Source organism: Pseudomonas juntendi, assembly GCF_009932375.1.
In the GTDB taxonomy this organism is placed as follows: Bacteria; Pseudomonadota; Gammaproteobacteria; order Pseudomonadales; family Pseudomonadaceae; genus Aquipseudomonas; species Aquipseudomonas juntendi.
The window spans coordinates 1-18,975 of record NZ_BLJG01000034.1 but is presented as its reverse complement, the minus strand read 5'-3'; the positions used below and the strand labels follow the sequence as shown (position 1 = coordinate 18,975).

General features: G+C 64.1%; 17 protein-coding genes and 1 riboswitch. Of the genes, 1 reads left to right on the top strand and 16 read right to left on the bottom strand.

From position 1 onward, the window contains the following. Positions 1-11: 11 nt before the first annotated feature. From dxs to GYA94_RS04535, 7 genes are all read right to left on the bottom strand, one after another. The gene (gene dxs / locus GYA94_RS04565; RefSeq protein ID WP_161891872.1) at positions 12-1,907 is read right to left on the bottom strand and encodes a 1-deoxy-D-xylulose-5-phosphate synthase; all 1,896 of its coding nucleotides are present in this window, start codon (positions 1,905-1,907) and stop codon (positions 12-14) included. A gap of 107 nt (positions 1,908-2,014) precedes the next feature. After that, a complete protein-coding gene (gene ispA, locus GYA94_RS04560) occupies positions 2,015-2,902 on the bottom strand; it encodes a (2E,6E)-farnesyl diphosphate synthase (protein ID WP_009685725.1) in 888 nt (295 codons plus the stop codon). Next, positions 2,899-3,141, bottom strand: a complete 243-nt coding sequence (locus GYA94_RS04555; protein WP_009685726.1) for an exodeoxyribonuclease VII small subunit — start codon at positions 3,139-3,141, stop codon at positions 2,899-2,901. Before GYA94_RS04555 ends, ispA begins: the two co-directional genes overlap by 4 nt. 188 nt (positions 3,142-3,329) lie before the next feature. Next, on the bottom strand, positions 3,330-3,980 hold the full coding sequence (gene ribB, locus GYA94_RS04550) for a 3,4-dihydroxy-2-butanone-4-phosphate synthase (protein WP_161891871.1): 651 nt from the start codon (positions 3,978-3,980) through the stop codon (positions 3,330-3,332). Positions 3,981-4,060: 80 nt separating this feature from the next. Then, a riboswitch (FMN riboswitch) is annotated at positions 4,061-4,202 on the bottom strand. Between the two features lie 95 nt (positions 4,203-4,297). After that, positions 4,298-5,200: an alpha/beta hydrolase gene (locus GYA94_RS04545; RefSeq protein ID WP_161891870.1), complete on the bottom strand. Its 903-nt coding sequence runs from the start codon at positions 5,198-5,200 to the stop codon at positions 4,298-4,300. 81 nt (positions 5,201-5,281) lie between these two features. Beyond that, a complete protein-coding gene (locus GYA94_RS04540; protein WP_009685731.1) occupies positions 5,282-6,628 on the bottom strand; it encodes a HAMP domain-containing sensor histidine kinase in 1,347 nt (448 codons plus the stop codon). Continuing rightward, entirely contained in the window at positions 6,628-7,320 is a 693-nt protein-coding gene (locus GYA94_RS04535) for a response regulator transcription factor (protein WP_161891869.1), read from the bottom strand. The genes GYA94_RS04540 and GYA94_RS04535 overlap by 1 nt, the downstream gene beginning before the upstream one ends. Positions 7,321-7,501: 181 nt before the next feature. Here GYA94_RS04535 and GYA94_RS04530 point away from each other — a divergent pair, with 181 nt between their 5' ends. Continuing rightward, a complete protein-coding gene (locus GYA94_RS04530) occupies positions 7,502-9,679 on the top strand; it encodes a TonB-dependent siderophore receptor (RefSeq protein WP_161891868.1) in 2,178 nt (725 codons plus the stop codon). 284 nt (positions 9,680-9,963) lie between these two features. Here the strand turns inward: GYA94_RS04530 and GYA94_RS04525 are convergent, their stop codons facing one another. From GYA94_RS04525 to GYA94_RS04485, 9 genes are all read right to left on the bottom strand, one after another. Beyond that, the gene (locus GYA94_RS04525; protein WP_161891867.1) at positions 9,964-10,665 is read right to left on the bottom strand and encodes an XRE family transcriptional regulator; all 702 of its coding nucleotides are present in this window, start codon (positions 10,663-10,665) and stop codon (positions 9,964-9,966) included. A 176-nt stretch (positions 10,666-10,841) separates the two neighbouring features. After that, complete coding sequence (gene ppa, locus GYA94_RS04520) at positions 10,842-11,369, bottom strand: inorganic diphosphatase (RefSeq protein WP_003255365.1); 528 nt, start codon at positions 11,367-11,369, stop codon at positions 10,842-10,844. A 93-nt stretch (positions 11,370-11,462) separates the two neighbouring features. Further along, entirely contained in the window at positions 11,463-12,278 is an 816-nt protein-coding gene (locus GYA94_RS04515) for a M90 family metallopeptidase (protein ID WP_029886279.1), read from the bottom strand. A gap of 9 nt (positions 12,279-12,287) precedes the next feature. Then, positions 12,288-12,935, bottom strand: coding sequence for a DedA family protein (locus GYA94_RS04510; protein WP_009685738.1), 648 nt, complete (start codon positions 12,933-12,935; stop codon positions 12,288-12,290). 189 nt (positions 12,936-13,124) lie between these two features. Further along, positions 13,125-13,583: a GNAT family N-acetyltransferase gene (locus GYA94_RS04505; RefSeq protein WP_110676928.1), complete on the bottom strand. Its 459-nt coding sequence runs from the start codon at positions 13,581-13,583 to the stop codon at positions 13,125-13,127. Positions 13,584-13,691: 108 nt separating this feature from the next. Then, on the bottom strand, positions 13,692-14,510 hold the full coding sequence (gene eutC, locus GYA94_RS04500) for an ethanolamine ammonia-lyase subunit EutC (RefSeq protein WP_110676930.1): 819 nt from the start codon (positions 14,508-14,510) through the stop codon (positions 13,692-13,694). Positions 14,511-14,518: 8 nt separating this feature from the next. Next, complete coding sequence (locus GYA94_RS04495) at positions 14,519-15,913, bottom strand: ethanolamine ammonia-lyase subunit EutB (protein WP_029886281.1); 1,395 nt, start codon at positions 15,911-15,913, stop codon at positions 14,519-14,521. A 46-nt stretch (positions 15,914-15,959) separates the two neighbouring features. Next, entirely contained in the window at positions 15,960-17,408 is a 1,449-nt protein-coding gene (gene eat / locus GYA94_RS04490; RefSeq protein ID WP_009685742.1) for an ethanolamine permease, read from the bottom strand. Positions 17,409-17,656: 248 nt separating this feature from the next. Then, the coding region (locus GYA94_RS04485) for an aldehyde dehydrogenase family protein (protein WP_161891866.1) at positions 17,657-18,975 on the bottom strand (1,319 nt) is incomplete at its 5' end.

The window sequence follows — 18,975 nt, the reverse complement described above, 5'->3', positions numbered from 1 at the left end:
GGCCCCGGGGATTACAAGCCGAGCTTGGCCATGCGGGCTTTCACCGAAGCCTCAATCCCGGCCGCATCCAGCCCGCATTCGGCCAGCATCTGCGCCGGCTTGGCATGTTCGACGTAGATATCAGGCAGGCCCAGGTGCAGCAGCGGCTTGACCACGGCCTGGCTGGCCAGGAACTCGCCTACCGCAGCGCCAGCGCCACCCATGATGGCGTTCTCTTCGACGGTGACCAGCAGCTTATGGCTGCCAGCCAGTTCCAGCACCAGGGCTTCGTCCAGAGGTTTGACGAAGCGCATGTCGACCACGGTGGCATTGATCTGCTCGGCAACCTGCATGGCCTCTGCCAACTGCACGCCGAACACCAGCAGGGCGACTGTCTGGCCTTGGCGGCGGACCACGCCCTTGCCGATTTGCAGCGGCTCTAGGTCGCCGCTGATCGGCGCGTTCGGGCCGGTGCCGCGGGGGTAGCGCACGGCAGCCGGGCCGTTGTACAGGTGGCCGGTGCTGAGCATCTTGCGCAGCTCGTTCTCGTCGCTGGGGGTCATCACCAGCATGCCCGGGATGCAGCGCAGGTAAGACAGGTCGTAGCTACCCGCATGGGTCGGCCCGTCTTCGCCCACCAGCCCGGCGCGGTCGATGGCGAACAGCACATCGAGGTTCTGCACCGCCACATCGTGGATGAGCTGGTCGTAGGCGCGCTGCAGGAAGGTGGAGTAGATCGCCACCACGGGCTTGCTGCCCTCGCAGGCCATGCCGGCTGCCAGGGTGACGGCGTGCTGCTCGGCGATCGCCACATCGAAGTAGCGTTGCGGGTAGCGCTCGCTGAAATCGACCAGGTCGGAGCCTTCCTTCATCGCCGGGGTGATGCCCACCAGGCGGTTGTCGGCAGCGGCCATGTCGCACAGCCACTGGCCGAACACCGCGGAGTATTTCGGCCCGCTGGCCTTCTTCGGTGCGACAGGCTTGTCGGCGGGCTCCAGCTTGGTGATGGCGTGGTAGCCGATAGGGTCGAGTTCGGCGGGGGCGAAGCCCTTGCCCTTCTTGGTCACCACGTGCAGGAACTGCGGGCCCTTCAGGTCACGCATGTTGCGCAAGGTGGCGATCATGGTGGGCAGGTCATGGCCGTCGATCGGGCCGATGTAGTTCCAGCCCAGCTCTTCGAACAATGTACCCGGCACCAGCATGCCCTTGGCGTACTCTTCGGTGCGCCGGGCGATTTCCCAGGCACCGGGCAGGCGCGACAGCACTTTCTTGCTGCCTTCGCGCATGCTTGCGTAGGTGCGGCTGGACAGGATTTTGGCCAGGTAGTTGGAGAGGCCGCCGACATTGCGCGAAATCGACATGTCGTTGTCGTTGAGGATCACCAGCATGTCGGCATTGACTTCCTGGGCGTGGTTCAACGCCTCGAAGGCCATGCCGGCGGTGAGGGCGCCATCACCGATCACGGCGATCGACTTGCGCGCGCTGTTCTGCAGGCGGGCGGCAATGGCCATGCCCAGCGCTGCGCTGATCGAGGTACTGGAGTGGCCCACGCCAAAGGTGTCGTACTCGCTTTCGCTGCGGCGCGGGAAGGCGGCGATACCGTCCTTCTGGCGCAGGCTGAGCATGCGGTTACGGCGCCCGGTCAGAATCTTGTGCGGGTAGGCCTGGTGGCCCACGTCCCACACCAGCCGGTCGTCCGGGGTGTCGAACACGTAGTGCAGGGCGATGGTCAGTTCGATCACGCCCAGGCCGGCACCAAAATGCCCACCGGTCTGCCCCACGGTATACAGCAGCTCCTGGCGCAACTCGTCGGCCAGGGTCTCCAGGTCGGCTTCGGCCAACCGGCGCAGGCCGGCAGGCGTGTCAGCGCGGTCGAGCAACGGCGTGACCGGGCGTTCGCGGGGAATCTCTTGAAACGTCGTGGGCATCAGGCGAGTCGTTATAGGTGTGTGAAGACGCGGCAGTTTACCCCATTGTGGGAAAAGTGCCCATTCGACCACTGCTTGTGACACCCCAATGGCGCGGGTATCCGTGCTTAGTTGCGGCGCTCGACGATATAGCGCGCCAGTGCCCGCAGCGGCTCGGCTTTTTCGCCGAACCCTTCCAGTGCGACCAGCGCCTGGTCGCGCAGTTCGATCGCATAGGCCTTGGCCGCGTCCAGGCCCAGCAGGGCCGGGTAGGTCGGTTTGTCACGGGCGATGTCTGCCCCTTGGCGTTTGCCCAGGGTGGCGGTGTCGCCTTCCACGTCGAGGATGTCGTCCTGAACCTGGAATGCCAGGCCGATGGCCTGTGCATAAGTTTGCAGGGCGTCCAGTTGCTGCTGGCCGGCACGGGCGCTGGCCAGTGCGCCCAGGCGCACGCTGGCTTCGATCAGGGCGCCGGTCTTGTGCCTGTGCATGAATGCCAGTGCCCGCTGGTCGAGCTTCAGCCCGACCGAGCCAAGGTCGATGGCCTGGCCGCCCACCATGCCGGCTGGGCCGGCGGCCGTGGCCAGGGCCTGGACCATGGCCAGGCGGACGCTGTCGGCCTGCGGGCTGAGGTGCGGATCGAGCAGGGCGCTGAACGCCAGGCTCTGCAACCCGTCACCGGCCAGGATGGCGCAGGCTTCGTCGAAGGCCTTGTGCGTGGTGGGCTGGCCCCGGCGCAGGTCGTCGTCATCCATGGCAGGCAAGTCGTCATGCACCAGCGAGTAGGCATGGATCAGCTCCACCGCACAGGCCGCGCCGTTGGCCTGTTCGGCCGGGGCACCCAGGGCTTCGCACGCGGCGTAGGCCAGCAGTGGCCGCACGCGTTTGCCGCCGTTCATCACGCTGTAGCGCATGGCGGCATAGAGGCGTTCGAGTTCTTTGGTCGGGGCGACGAACAGCGGTTCGAGGGCTGCATCCACCCGCCTCTGGCAACTGGCCTGGTAGCTGCCGATCATGCTTCGGGCTCCGCGTCGAAGGGCTGGGCAGCCAGCTCGCCGTCACGCTCCAGCAGAATTTGCACCTTCTGCTCGGCCTGGGCCAGGGCACCTTGGCATTCTCGGGTCAGCGCGATGCCTTGCTCGAAAGCGGCCAGCGACTCTTCCAGCGACAACTCGCCGTTCTCCAGGCGCTCGACCAGTGTTTGCAGGTCTGCGAGGGATTGCTCGAAATCAAGGGAGGATTTTTTGCGGGCCATGGCGACTGTCTCGGAGGCATTCAGAACGGCGCGACACTAGCAGAGCAGGGCGGGGGGAGCAAACTTCCGGGGCCGTGAGGTTGGTTTCACAGGCCCTTTCGCGGGCACGCCCGCTACCACAGGTACATCACAGCCTTCAAGCGCTGCGCCATACCTGTGGGAGCGGGCGTGCCCGCGAATTGGGCCTGTCAGGCCGGCTCGGCTTCCAGCGCCACCATCGCCTCCCGGTACCGCGCCAGCTCTTCAATGGTCAGCACCGGCAGATTGTACTGCCGCGCGTACACCGCCACCTGTTCGCCACGGGCCATGGTCCCGTCCGGGTTCATCAGTTCGCACAGCACTGCCGCCGGGCGCAGGCCGGCAAGGCGGGCCAGGTCCACCGAACCTTCGGTATGCCCACGGCGGGCCAGCACGCCGCCATTGCGCGCACGCAGCGGGAACACATGCCCCGGGCTGACGATATGACGCTGTTCGGCGCTGGAACGCAGTGCCGCAGCAATGGTGGTGAGGCGGTCCTGGGCAGAAACCCCGGTGGTGATCCCTTCGGCCGCCTCGATGGTGACGGTGAAGCCGGTGCCATGGCGGGCCTGGTTGTTCTGCACCATGGGCGCCAGCTGCAACGCGTCGACGGTGGCTTCGTCCAGGCACAGGCAGACGATACCGCTGCAATCGCGAATCATCATGGCCATGGTTTGCAGCGTAATGTTTTCGGCGGCGGCAATGATGTCCGCCTCGTTTTCGCGGTCGTCATCGTCCAGCAACAGTACAGGGCGCCCAGCCTTGAAGGCGGCGATGGCGGCGGAAACATTGGGGTAGTGCGCGTGGTGCTGGGTGGACATGAAACGCTCCTCGTGAATGATCGATGAACGTCTCGGGGCGAACAAAATGCGTGCGCAGGGGCGCCCGGATGGCCCCCGCCTGACGCCTTCTTTCATCCGGACTATGACCGTCGGCTCTGGAGTTGCACCAGATCTGCTGACCCCCGGCATGGCCGGGGCGCTCGCGGGCTCATCTTTCGATTTACCGCCGGTGGGGACTTTCACCCCGCCCTGAAGACCGCCACAGCATACCGCACGTGGCCACCCCGCTGGCAAGCCGCGGTTCTACGACCTTTGGCGGTAGCGTGGGGCGGGCGTTGTGGAAGGTGCTGACAGGCTTACCGCGACATCCCTTCAATCACCTGCTTCAGCGAAGCCGGCAACATAGGCCCATGCCCCAACCCGGCAAACCGCTCGAAACGAACCTGCAAGCCTGGCACCCTGGCCAGGCTTGCCACCAGCTCACGCGCCGGCCGCTCGACATCCCCTTGCACCTGCGTGCGCGGGTTCGCCGGTTCTTCACTGCCACGCATCAGCAACAGCCGCGGCCGGCTGCTTCCCAGGCGCTGCTCGAGCCCCTGCGCCTCACCCACGATCGCGCCGTTGTGCCACCATAGCGAAGGGCTGGCAGCCGCATAGTCGCTGAATGACCAAGGCCGGGTGAAAAGCGCATGCAAAACGGCCAGCCCGCCATAGGAATGCCCCCACAATGTCTGCCGTTGCAGGTCGATCGGTGCCACATCTGCCACCATCGCCCGCATGCGCCCGGTCAGCAGGTCCAGGAAAACGTCGGCACCGCCACTGGGCGCTCCGGTCAGTGGGTCAAGCTGCTCAGCCTGGCCAGGCACCGCCGGGGTGTAATCCCGGGTGCGCCCGGCACGGTCGATACGCTGCTCGGTCTGGTACCCCACCGCCACCAGCAATGGCGCCTGCCCTGCGGCAAGCCGGCCCAGCTGCTGGCCATCCAGTGCGCCCAGCGCGGCATTGCCATCGAGCATCCACAGCACCGGGTAGCCCGCCGCTGGCGCCGGCTGGTTCGGTTTGCCGACCCACAGCCGGTAATGCCGCTGGCCGTCGGCCGAGTCCAGGTCGAGCTGAGTGAAGCGGTAGGCCAGGTCATGGCGCTGCAGCAGTGAGGTGTCCATCTTCTGCTCATGGTCGGGCTGCGCAAGGGCAACATGAGCAGCAAGCGGCTGTGCCAGGCACAGTGCCATCGTCACGGCCAGGGTCAACTTGCTCATCAGGCATCTCTTCAGGGCTTTGCAGGCGCGCAAAGCGGGAACAGCAAGATGATAATCAGTCCTGATTGAGGGTAAAGCGCATTAACTTTCTAAACAGTCCCGGGCCGCCGGCAAGGTCATGTGCAGGCACAGGCCTGGGTGGCCATTGCTGGCCCACAAGCGGCCACCCTGCAGTTCGATGGCGCGGCGGGCGATGGCCAGGCCCAGGCCAAAGCCAGCGCCACTTTCGGTCAGCCGCTGGTAAGGCTGGAAGATGCGCTCCAGGTCGGCGTGCGCGACCCCCGGCCCCTGGTCACTCAGGCGCAGGTGCCAGTAATCCCCCTCGCGCCAGCCATCCAGGCTGACCCGGCCTTCGGCGGGCGAGTGGCGAACGGCATTGCGGATCAGGTTTTCCAGGGCCTGGGCCAGGCTGTCGAGGTTGGCCTGCACCCGGCACGCGGTGCCCAGCGAACAAGGCAGGCGGCTTGGCGCCCAGCCACTTTCGAAACAGACGTCCTGGCACAAGGCTTCCCAGACGGCCACCATCAGTACCGGCTCGGTCGGCAGGCTGGGCTGTTCGGTGTCCAGCCAGGCCAGGTCCAGGGTGTCCTCCAGCAGCTTTTGCATGTCGGCGACTTCGCGGTCCAGGCGCTCGCGCAACTGCGGCGGCGGCAAGTCGCTGTCATGGGCGATGCGCAGCCGCGCCAACGGCGTACGCAGCTCGTGGGACAGCGTACGCAGCAGCAGGCGCTGTTGCTCCAGGCTCTGGCGCAGGCGTACCGCCATGTGCTCGAAGGCTTGGGCCAGCTCACCCAGCTCATCGCGGCGCTCCTGCAACGGCAGCGCGGGGCTGTCTAGGTCGTCGGCCCGCAAGGCGTCGGCCCGGTCCCGCAGGCGGTTCAGGGGAACTACCAGATGGCGGTACAGGGCCAGGCCCAGCAACAGGGCAAGCAGGGTGGGGGCGACCCCATGGGTGATCAGGTGGGTCCAGGGCGTAAGGCCAGTGGGTAGCAGGCGTTCGGGTAATTGCATCACCAGCCGGCCGTTTTCGGGGTGTTGCGGGAACGCGATGCTGACGTACGGCAGTTCGTCCTGCAGGCGCCGGCTCATGGGCCAGTTCAGCTTGCGCATGAAGGTAAGGTGGCTGGCCTCCTCGGCGCTCAGTGGCGTGGTGCCCAGGCTTTGCAGGTGGGGGCCGATCAAGGCTGCCCAGGTGCCTTCGGTACGTTGCAGCTGCCTGCGCCAGGCTTCGGCGCCCGTGGCGCCGCCTTGGTTCCAGGCGTGTTCGGCCTGTTGCGCGTAGCGCGCCAGGTATTGCTGGTCAGCCGGCGACAGGAAGTAGGTACTGCGTTCCACCGACAGCCCCCAGGTCCAGATTAGCCAGGTCAGCAGCAGACAGAAACCGACCTGCAACAGGGCCAGTTTCCACAGTAGGGGGTGCCGCCGCATCAGGGCTGGTCCGTGTCTATCAGTATGTACCCTTGGCCCCTGACCGCCTGGATCTGCAGGTGCTGGGCGCTGATGTCGGCCAGCTTGCGGCGCAAGTTGCACACATGCACATCCAGGCCACGGTCCAGGCGCGTGTAGGCGCGGTGCAGCACGGTCTGGTAGAGGAAAGGTTTGCTCAACGCCTCGCCGGGGTGAGCCCGCAGCGTGGCCAGCAGGCGGAATTCGGATGCGGTCAGCCCGGCAGGCCTGCCCTGGTGAAGGGCGTCCTGGCGTTCATGGTCCAGCATCACTGCCCCCCCATCGGCCCGCAACGCCGGCCCGCGGTCGAGCGCCACGCGCCGCAGCAGGGCATCGACCCGGGCGTCGAGTTCGGCCAGGCTGAACGGCTTGGGCAGGTAATCGTCCGCGCCCCGGGTGAAGCCACTGATGCGATCCTGTTCGGCCCCCAGCGCCGACATCAGCATCACTGGCACCGCTTGCTGGTGGCGCAGTTCGTCCAGCAGGCTGAGGCCGTCGATGCCCGGCAGCATGATGTCCAGCAAAATCAGGTCGAAGCGTGATTGCCGTATGGCATTCAGGGCCTGGCTGCCATTGGCGCAGGCCAGCACCTGAAACCCACGGTTGAGGAAATGGCGTTCCAGGTCCTGGCGCAGGCGTGGGTCGTCTTCGGCAAGGAGCAGTGAGGTGGGCACGTTGAGCCTTGAATGAGAATTTCTATCAGTTAGCCATCATCCCATTGACCGTGGGGCGAGGGCAACGCCGCAATGTGTTAAGAAGGTTAATCATGCTGCACCCCGGTTTTCGCTCCGGTATCTTCCGCAAAAAGCAATTTCTGTCGTTTGCGAATTATTATCAATTGGGCGAGGGTGTGTCATGAGCGGTTTGAACAGTGTGGGGGGCCCGCGACGGGTGCGGGGCTGGCTGGTAGTAGGGCTGCTGGCGCCCTTTTCGGTGTCGGCACTGGCTGAAACGGTAGCGACGCAGGCGGCCGGTGGTGGCAACTCGCTCGACCTGCCGGCACTGACCATCGAGGGCAACCGCCTGTACGACATGCTGCCTTCGGAGCAAAGCGGCGGCTACAGTGTCGATGCTGCAACCGTGGGCACCAAGACCCCGGCGGCGCTCAAGGACATCCCGCAGTCGATCACCGTGTACACCCAGGATTACGTCAAGGATCGCCAGTTCGTGCACCTGGATGACCTGGCCAAGTACACCGCCGGCCTGCGGACCCTGACCAACGACAGTGGCCGCTCATCCATCTATGCCCGTGGCTACGAGTACAGCGAGTTCAATATCGACGGGCTACCGGCGCCTATGGCCAGCATCTTCGGTACTGTGCCGTCGTTGGCAGCGTTCGACCGGGTCGAAATCATGCGCGGTCCGGCGGGGCTGTTCAGCAGCACCAGCGAGCTGGGCGGCATCGTGAACATGGTGCGCAAGCGCCCCACCGCCGAGTTCCAGGGCCACGTCGAAGGCAGCTATGGCACATGGGACACCAACCACGAAGAACTCGACCTGAGCGGGCCGCTCGACGATGCGGGTCGTGTGCGTGGGCGCTTCATCGCTTCGCGTGATGACACCAATGGCGAGGTCGACTACAACGCCAACACCAGCAATAGCTACTATGGCGCCCTGGACATCGACCTGAGCGACGCTACTGCCGTGTCGTTCGGCCTGATGCACGAAGTGAAGAACATCACCCCGCATAATGGCTACCCGGCCACCTTGTCGGGTGAGGTGCCCGACTTCAGCCATTCACGCTTCCTCGGGGCCGACTGGAACTACTTCGACGGCAAGACCACCGACCTGGTCGCCGAACTGACCCACCGCTTCGACAACGGCGGTTACGGCCGTATTGCTGCCCGTGGCTCCCACCGCGACACCCAGTACCTGTACGCCTTCACCGCCACCAACGCCGCTACCGGTGGCAATTCCGAGCGTGCCAGCGCCCGCGATTTCACGCAGGACACCTACTCGCTGGACGCCAGCTACAGCCAGCCGTTCGAGACCTTCGGCCAGGTCAGCGAGTTCGTGGTCGGCAGCGACTACAAGAACTACGACACCGAGTACCTCAATGGCACGACCAACCTGGGCGCCATCAACGTCAACACCTACTCGCCAAAGCAGTTTGCCAAGCCGTCGCCCAACTACAGCACCGAAACCGGTATGCAGGAAGAGGAATATGGCCTGTACTCCAAGGTTACCTTCCGCCCCGTCGAGCGCCTGGCGCTGATCGCCGGTGGGCGTTTCAGCTGGTACCGCGGTGACTTCTACACCACCACCCTCGGCAGTGGCGCCAGCACCAACGACAGCAAGCGCGTCGACGGCCACTTCACCCCATACGGCGGCGTGGTCTACGACCTCACCGACACCCACGCGCTGTACGCCAGTTATTCGCAGGTGTTCAAGCCGCAGTCAGCCACCGACAGCAGCGGCCGGGTTTTGAAGCCCCGGGAAGGCGAGCAGTATGAATTCGGCTTGAAAAGCAGCTACTTCGGGGGCGACCTGAACACGCGGTTGTCGGTATTCCGCCTGACCGACAAGCACCGTGCTACCACCCTGTACGACGCCGACGGCGTGGCGACCACCGACTCGGTAGCCGCCGGTGAAACCCGAGTCAAGGGCGCGGAAGTGGAAGTAAGCGGCAAGCTGACGCCGAACTGGGAACTGCTGGCCGGCTACACCTGGATGGAAACCGAAACTGTCAAGGGCGATGCCGAGACCACGGTCTTCATCATGCCGCGCAACCAGGCCTCATTGTGGAGCAAGTACACCATCAGCCAAGGCCCGTTGAACGGCCTGGCAATCGGTGGCGGTATTTCGGCGATGAGCAACTTTTACGCCGAGAACGGTGGCGTGCGCATCGATGCGCCAGGGTATGCCACGGTGGATGCGATGCTGTCGTACCCGGTCACTTCGCAGCTGACCGCCACATTCAACGTCAACAACCTGTTCGACCGCGATTACTTGTCGCGCGTGGGCTCGACGTCGACCTTCAACTTCTATGGGCCGTCGCGCAGCATGATGGTGGGCGCGCGCTATGACTTCTGAGGGTTGCTCTGGCTGAAAGCGCTCTGCCCGGGCGGGCAGGCGAGTATGCGGGGGCATTAAAAAGCCGGCTTGTGGCCGGCTTCTCGGGGACGCTTCCGACTAATTTATGGTAAGCCGCAATCGCCTTAACTGTGTGGCCACAAGGGCCTGAAAGAGATGGCAGACACCCGTGTGAGATGTCGCCGAGCCCTCTGGACTGCGGCTTGCGCCGGTCGGGGCTGAATGTGCGGCGTAGCATACAAGGGCACGCTCTGGATGCCCAGCAAAAAATGGCACAGGTTGTTTCAACCGGGCCGCTGCTGGCGAAAATACGACCAGTGGAACACCCAGCCAAGCACTTCCAGGCCCTGCGCCTGGCGCTGCGCCGGGGTATAGCGCTCAACCGCATAGTTGCGCCGGTCATGGCTGTGCAGGTACAGCGTGCCATGTTGGCCGAGGCTGAGGGTATTCACCCTCAGCGCGCCGTTGTGCAGCACGGCGTAGGTTTCGCCCTCGAACACCTGGGTCATGCTCACGTCGATCACCAGCACCGCCTCCTGCGGGATCAGCGGCAGCATGTTGCTGTCGGGCATCGTCACGCTGATTGCATCGTCGGCCCGAACCCCCAACCCCTGCAGCGCTTTTGCCGGCAGGCGCAGGTGTTTGCTGGCGACTGGGCTGAGCAGGCCGTCATGCAGTTCGTAGTACGGCACCTTGACCAGCCGGCCATGGTCCCCCAGCAGCGGGGACGGCGCGGGCGTGTGCAACTTTCGCGGCCGGGCGTTGCGCAGGATCGGGCTGGGGTGCTTGGGCCCTTCGCCCGTGTGCAGCCAGCGGCGATGCACGCAGAACAGGTCGGCCATTTCGTCCAGCCGTGCCAGGGGTACGCCGCGCTTGACCCAATTGTTGACGTGCTGCGGTGTGACGCCGCGTTGGGCAGCGAAATCGGAAGGGGTAAGGCCGCATTCGTGAAGCAGGGCCCTGAGGCGGTCACCGGAGGTCTTCATGCCAGCGAGTGTAGCGGCGCGGTGCCAGCAAGGATATCAACTTGATGTTGACGGGGCTTGTGTGAAAAGTGGCTGGTTGTAGGGCACAGCTGTAGGGCTGTGTAGGAGTATTCGCCGAGTACAGCGATTGGCCATAAAAAAACCCCGCCATGGCGGGGTTCTTCCTGCAACCGGTATCAGCCCTTGTAGGCAGCGACCGATTTGGTGATCGCGGCACGGGCAGCGTCAGCGCCTTCCCAGCCTTCGATCTTGACCCACTTGCCCTTCTCGAGGTCTTTGTAGTTGGCAAAGAAGTGCTCGATCTGCTGAATCAGCAGGGCTGGCAGGTCGGTGTATTCCTTCACGTCGACGTACAGCTGCGAGAGCTTGTCGTGAGGAACCGCGATGACCTTGGCGTCGCCGCCGCCGTCGTCGGTCATGTTCAGTACGCCAACCGGGCGGGCGCGGATAACCGAACCTGGGGCGACCGGGTACGGGGTAACGACCAGCACGTCGAGCGGATCACCGTCGTCCGCCAGGGTGTTCGGGATGAAGCCGTAGTTGGCTGGGTAGAACATCGGGGTAGCCATGAAGCGGTCGACGAACAGCGTGTCGCTGTCCTTGTCGATCTCGTATTTGATCGGCGCGTGGTTGGCCGGGATCTCGATGGCGACGTAGATGTCGTTCGGCAGGTCTTTGCCCGCCGGAATCTTGCTGTAGCTCATTGGGCAGTGCCCCCGTGTTTGACCAAAAAAGTGGCGGCGATTATAGGCACATTCTGCCGGGGCATGCCACGCCTGGCCTGATGTGCGGCCGCGTCAGGCGTGGCTTTCGCGGTAGTCGGGGTGCTCGGCCTGAAGCCGGCGCAGGCGCGCCAGCGGGTCTTGCCGGTAGAACAGCGCCAACTGCTGATAGACCAGTGGATAGGCCTGATGGAGCAGGTCGGGGGCACTAAAGAAGTACTCGCTGGTGACGGCAAAAAACTCGGCGGGGTTCTCTGCCGCATAGGGGTCGATGGCGGTTTCGGCGTCGGGGTTGGCATCGAGCTGGCGGTTGAGGTCGTCGTAGGCCTGTTGCATGGCGGTAGCCCACTCGGCCACGGGCATGCCGCTGTGCAGCGGCGGCAGGCCGTTGGCATCGCCATTGAGCATGTCGAGCTTGTGCGCCAGTTCGTGGATGACCAGGTTGTAGGCCTCCCAGCCGCCACTGGCCAGTACGCCGTTCCAGGCCAGGATGATCGGGCCCTGCTGCCAGGCCTCGCCACTGTGCTCGCCGTCCCACACGTGCTCCACGCCACTGGCATCGCGGTGGCGCTGCGGGCTCTTGAAGTCGTCGGGGTAGAGCACGATTTCGTGAAAGCCCTGGTACCAGTTCAGTTCGCCCAGGTGCAGCAGTGGCAGTTGCGCCTGGGCGGCGAGCAGCAGCCGCTGCTGGTCGCCCAGTTCAACGCCCGGCAGGCACGTGAGGTGCTTGTCGAGCAGGAACAGGATGCAGGCTTCGCGCAGCCAGTGGTCTTCTTCGTCGGTGATGCCGTCCAGCATCGGCAGGCATTCGCGTACGGCCTGCCATTGCTGTGGCGTGATCGGGTAGCGTGCCAAGGCCCGCTTGCGCCGCCAGGCGCGGAACGACCACATACTGGCCGGTCAGTGCGCCTTGGCCGCGCGGCCCAGGCGGGTACGCAGCAGGCCGAGGATCATCGGTACCAACGACAGGATGATGATGCCCACTACCATCAGCGACAGGTGTTGCTTGATAAACGGCACGTTACCGAAGAAGTAGCCCAAGGTGACCAGGCCACCTACCCACAGCAACGAGCCGGCCACGCTGAAGCCCAGGAAGCGCGGGTAATGCATGTGGGCAATACCGGCCACGAACGGGGCGAAGGTGCGCAGAATGGGCAGGAAGCGCGCCATGGTCACGGTCTTGCCGCCGTGGCGCTCGTAGAAGTCGTGGGTGCGCTGCAGGTAATCGCGACGGAAGATCTTCGAATTGGGGTTGTTGAACAAACGTTCGCCCGCCGTGCGCCCGATCACGTAGTTGGTGCTGTCGCCCATGATTGCAGCAGCCATCAGCAGGCCGGCCAGCAAGACCGGGTCCATGCCGCCCCCTGCGGCTACGGCGCCGGCGATGAACAGCAACGAATCGCCCGGCAGGAAGGGCATCACCACCAGCCCGGTTTCACAGAAGATCACGGTAAACAGGATGGCATAGATCCAGGGGCCGTAATTGGTGACCAGCAAATCGAGGTAGGCATCGAGATGCAGGATAAGGTCGAGCGGGTTGAAATCCATGTACAGCACCTGTGTTCTTGGGCGTAGGCTCGGTTTACCGGCGGATGGGTAAATTTTCACACATGACAGGCGGGCCATTATACGGCTAAGTGACGATCATGCCCGGGGAGTTTGTAGCGGGGGGTTACTGCACGCAGTAGCGCCGTATCTGCCCCTGGGCGGGCTTGCCCGCGCAGGGGTGGACGCAGGTCAATCCGGGTTGATGGGCAGGATGTAGCTCTTGAACTCGGTATCTTCACGAAAACCGATGGACTCGTAGGTCTTGTGCGCCGTGTCATTGTTGCTGCTTGTGGACACCCGCATGCGCACGGCGTTGGTTTCCTTGGCCATTTTCTTCGCTTCGCGCATCAGGTGGTCGGCTACCAGCATGCGCCGGGAGTCCTCGGCCACGTAGATATCGTTGAGAATCCATACCCGCTTCAGCGACAGCGATGAATAGCTCGGGTACAGCTGGCAGAAGCCCAGCAGCTTGTTGTCGTCATCATCGGGGAGCGCCAGGTAGATCACCGATTCGTCCCGCTGCAGGCGTTTTTCCAGGAAGCTGCGCGAGCTGTCGGGATAGGGCAGTTGCCCATAGAATTCACGGTATTTGACGAACATAGGCGTCAACAGGTCGAGGTGTTCCAGTTTTGCCTTGATGATGCGCATGTGCGGCCCTCAGAGTCCATTAGGGAAAACAGCGGATTGCCAGCAGCTTCGAGGGCATGCTGCCCCAAGCCCGGCCCGCGGCGCAATCCGCTTTGCATGACAGGGTGTTCAGCCCTCGCCAAGCAGGAAGTTGCCTCGCTGCGCGGGGCCATGTTCGCTGTCGATGCTATGGACCTCGGCTTCGTCCTTCAGATTCACCCCCGACAGCTGGCGCCGGCAGGCTTCACGCATCAGGTACAGCAGGCGGTGTGCGGCCATGCCATAACTCAAGCCCTCCAGGCGCACGTTGGAAATGCAGTTGCGGTAGGCATCGGTCAGGCCGACCTTTGGCGCATAGGTGAAATACAGCCCCAGGCTGTCGGGCGAACTGAGCCCGGGCCGCTCGCCGATCAGCATCACTGTCATGCGCGCGCCCAGCAGTTCACCCACCTCATCGGCCACTGCCACGCGGCCCTGCTGCACCAGCACCACCGGTGCGCTGGTCCAGCCGTCGGCGGCGGCCTGTTCCTCGAACCGGCTCAGCAACGGCAAGGTATGCCGGTGCACGGCAAGCGCCGACAGGCCATCGGCAACCACGATGGCCAGGTCGACCCCGCCTGGGTTGGCCTGGGCGTGCTGGCGCAGGGTGGCGACCGATGCTTCGTTCAGGCGCCGGCCCAGGTCGGGCCGTTGCAGATATTCGTGGCGGTCGCTGGCGGCGCTGTGCAGCACCAGGCTGTCGCGGCCGCGTTCAGCCAGCTGGGTAGCCAGGCCAGCGTGGTCGAACGCCAGGTGCACGGCATCACGGGCCTGGGCATGGGCGAACTGGAAGTCCAGTTGCGCCCCGGTCGGCAGGCTGGTACCGCTGCGGCCCAGGGCGATACGCGCCGGGGTCAGCGTGCGCAGGGCCAGCCAAGGGTTTTCAGGGGTAGGGGTGCGATGGTCCATGGTGATCCCTATGCAAGCTGTGCCAAGGCCTGGCGGAAGGCCGGCGGCAGGTTGTCACCGAAGCGCACCCGGCCATCGGCCTGGGTGAATATGCCGGTGCGGGCCAGCCATGCCTCGAATTCCGGCCCGGGCTTCAGGCCCAGGGTCTGGCGCGCGTAGAGCGCGTCGTGGAACGAGGTGGTCTGGTAGTTGAGCATGATGTCGTCGGAACCGGGGATACCCATGATGAAGTTGATCCCGGCCACACCCAGCAGGGTCAGCAGGGTGTCCATGTCGTCCTGGTCGGCCTCGGCGTGGTTGGTGTAGCAGATGTCGCAGCCCATCGGCACGCCCAGCAGCTTGCCGCAGAAGTGGTCTTCGAGGCCGGCGCGGATGATCTGCTTGCCGTTGTACAGGTACTCCGGGCCAATGAAACCGACCACGGTGTTGACCAGGAACGGCTTGAAGTGGCGGGCCACGGCATAGGCGCGGGTTTCGCAGGTTTGCTGGTCGACCCCGTGGTGGGCATTGGCCGACAGCGCACTGCCCTGGCCGGTTTCGAAGTACATCAGGTTCTGCCCCAAGGTGCCGCGCTTGAGCGAAAGGCCGGCTTCGTAACCCTCCTGCAGCACATTCAGGTTAATGCCGAAGCCGGCATTGGCCGCTTCGGTACCGGCGATGGACTGGAACACCAGGTCCAGCGGCACGCCGCGGTTGATCGCTTCGATGGAGGTGGTGACGTGGGTCAGCACGCAGGACTGGGTGGGTATGTCGTAGCGCTGGATGATGGCATCGAGCATTTCCAGCAGGGCGCAGATCGAGGCAATGCTGTCGGTTGCCGGGTTGATGCCGATCATGGCATCGCCGTTGCCGTACAGCAGGCCGTCGAGAATGCTGGCGGCAATGCCGGCCGGCTCGTCGGTCGGGTGGTTGGGCTGCAGGCGGGTCGACAGGCGCCCGCGCAGGCCCATGGTGCCGCGAAAACGGGTGACCACACGTATTTTTTGCGCCACCAGCACCAGGTCCTGCACGCGCATGATCTTCGATACCGCCGCCGCCATTTCCGGGGTCAGCCCCGGCGCCAGGGCGCGCAGGCTGTCCTCGTTGGCCTCTTCACTCAGCAACCAGTCACGCAGGCCGCCGACGGTGAGGTGGCTGACCGGCGCAAATGCCTGGGCATCGTGGCTGTCGATGATCAGCCGGGTGACCTCGTCGGCTTCGTAGGGGATCAGGGCTTCGTTGAGAAAATGCGTCAGCGGGATATTGGCCAAGGCCATCTGCGCGGCTACGCGCTCGCCGTCGTTGCTTGCCGCAACGCCTGCCAGGCAGTCCCCGGAGCGCGCCGGGCTGGCCTTGGCCATGACATCCTTGAGGCTGTCGAAGCGGTAGACCAGGTGGCCGACCGTGTGTACGAAACTTGCCATACAGAATCTCCAGAGCCGCGGGTTGCCCCGCGGCGGGTGGCGCCGGTCAGTGCAGAGCCTCTTCGGCCTGCTGGATCGCGGCGAATTCCTCTTCCGGGGTGCCCGCTACCAGGTGGTGGCGGCTGTAGAAAGCAAAGTAGGCAATTAATACCGCATAGATCACTGCGGCGCCAATCACCACGCGCGGGTCCACCAGGAAACCGGCGACCACGGCGATGCACGCCAGCACCAGGGCCAGGCCGGAGGTGAAGATGCCGCCAGGGGTACGGTACGGGCGCTCCATCTTCGGCCGGCGGATGCGCAGGGTGATATGCGCGGCCATCATCAGCACGTACGACAGCGTAGCGCCGAATACCGCGACCAGGATCAGCAGGTCGCCCTGGCCAGTCAGCGACAGCGCAAAACCGATGATGCCAGGAATGACCAGGGCCATGACCGGCGCCTTGCTCTTGTTGGTTTCCGACAGCTTGCGCGGCAGGTAGCCGGCGCGGGACAGGGCGAAAATCTGCCGCGAATAGGCATAGATGATCGAGAAGAAGCTGGCGATCAGGCCGGCCAGGCCGACCAGGTTGACGAAGCTGCCCATCCAGGTAGCGCCGCCGTAGGCTTTGGCCAATGCTTCGACCAGGGGGTTGCCGGAAGCTTTCAGCGCCTCGGAACCCGCGCCGCCAGGGCCGACCACCAGGATCAGCAGGGCAAAGGCCAGCAGCACCAGCATGGCGCCGATCAGGCCGCGTGGCAGGTCACGCTTGGGGTTCTTGGTTTCTTCGGCGGCCAGCGGCACGCCTTCGACGGCGAGGAAGAACCAGATGGCATACGGGATCGCCGCCCATACCCCGACATAGCCGAACGGCAGGAAGCTGCTGGCGCCGACAGCGTCCGTTTTGGCGATGTCGAACAGGTTGGCTGCATCAAAATGGGGCACCATGGCCACCAGGAACACCGCCAGGGCAATGGCGGCGATGGCCGTGATGATGAACATCAACTTCAGTGCTTCGCCCACCCCGAAGATGTGGATGCCGATGAACACCACGTAGAACGCCAGGTAGATCATCCAGCCGCCAATGCCGAACAACGACTGGCAGTAGGCGCCGATGAAGGTCGCGATGGCGGCGGGGGCGATCGCGTATTCGATGAGGATCGCCGTGCCGGTAAGGAAACCGCCCCAGGGGCCGAAGGCGCTGCGGGCAAAGCCGTAGCCACCGCCAGCGGTCGGGATCATCGAGGAAAGCTCGGCCAGCGAGAAGCACATGCACAAGTACATGGTGGCCATCAGCAGGGTCGCGAGGAACATGCCGCCCCAGCCACCTTGGGCCAGGCCGAAGTTCCAGCCGGCGTAGTCGCCGGAAATGACATAGGCCACCCCCAGGCCGACCAGCAGCACCCAGCCGGCCGCGCCTTTTTTCAATTCACGTTGCTGGAAATAGTCCGAACCGACCTTCTCGAAGTCGACGGAAGAGCCTGCCGGCGAGCCGGCGGATTGATCGCTTGGCATAGTTTCACCTGTTGTTTTTCTTGGTGGGCGGAAGGGGTCCGCGCCGATGGTGATGGGTACTGCAGGAAGCGAGCCAGGGAGCTGCAAGTTGCAAGCTGCAAGTTGCAAGCTGCAAGCTGCAAGTTGCAAGCTGCAAGCTGAAAGAGAAAAGCGAGTCGGCGGGCGATCCGCTTTACTCTTGCGACTTGCGACTTGCGACTTGCGACTTGCGACTTGCGACTTGCGACTTGCGACTTGCAGCTAGTTGCTTAGAAGAAGCCCAACGGATTGATGTCGTAGCTCACCAGCAGGTTCTTGGTCTGCTGGTAGTGGTCGAGCATCATCTTGTGGGTTTCACGCCCAACCCCGGACTTCTTGTAGCCACCGAACGCGGCATGCGCCGGGTACAGGTGGTAGCAATTGGTCCATACACGGCCAGCCTTGATCCCGCGGCCCATGCGGTAAGCGCGGTTGATGTCGCGGGTCCACACGCCGGCGCCCAGGCCGAACTCGGTGTCGTTGGCAATCGCCAGCGCTTCGGCTTCGTCCTTGAAGGTGGTGACGCTGACCACCGGGCCGAAGATTTCCTCCTGGAACACGCGCATGCGGTTGTTGCCCTTGAGCAGGGTCGGCTGGATGTAGTAACCGGTGGCCAGCGAGCCTTCGAGTTTTTCAACCTTGCCACCGGTCAGCAGCTCGGCACCTTCCTGCTGGGCGATCTCGAGGTACGAGAGGATCTTCTCGAACTGCTGCTGCGAGGCCTGTGCGCCAACCATGGTGTCAGTGTCCAGAGGGTCGCCGCGCTTGATCTGCAGCACCTTCTTCATCACCACTTCCATGAACTGCGGGTAGATCGACTCCTGCACCAGCGCCCGCGATGGGCAGGTGCACACTTCGCCCTGGTTGAAGAAAGCCAGCACCATGCCTTCGGCCGCTTTCTCGATGAAGCTCGGCTCGGCTTGCATGATGTCTTCGAAGTACACGTTCGGCGACTTGCCGCCCAGTTCCACGGTAGACGGGATGATGTTTTCGGCAGCGCATTTCATGATGTGCGAGCCAACCGGGGTAGAGCCGGTGAAGGCAATCTTGGCGATGCGCTTGCTGGTCGCCAGCGCTTCACCTGCTTCGCGGCCATAGCCCTGCACCACGTTGAGCACGCCTTTGGGCAGCAGGTCACCGATCACTTCCAGCAGCACGGTGATGCCCAGCGGGGTCTGTTCGGCCGGCTTGAGCACCACGCAGTTGCCAGCGGCCAGGGCCGGTGCAAGCTTCCAGGCGGCCATCAGGATCGGGAAGTTCCACGGGATGATCTGCCCGACCACGCCCAGCGGTTCGTGGATGTGGTAGGCCACGGTGCCTTCGTTGATTTCGGCGGCGCCACCTTCTTGTGCACGAATGCAGCCAGCGAAATAGCGGAAGTGATCGACTGCCAGCGGAATGTCGGCATTCAGGGTTTCGCGGATCGGTTTGCCGTTGTCCCAGGTTTCGGTAATGGCCAGCAGTTCGAGGTTCTGCTCGATGCGGTCGGCGATTTTCAACAGCACATTGGAACGGTCCTGCACCGAGGTACGGCCCCAGGCGTCGGCGG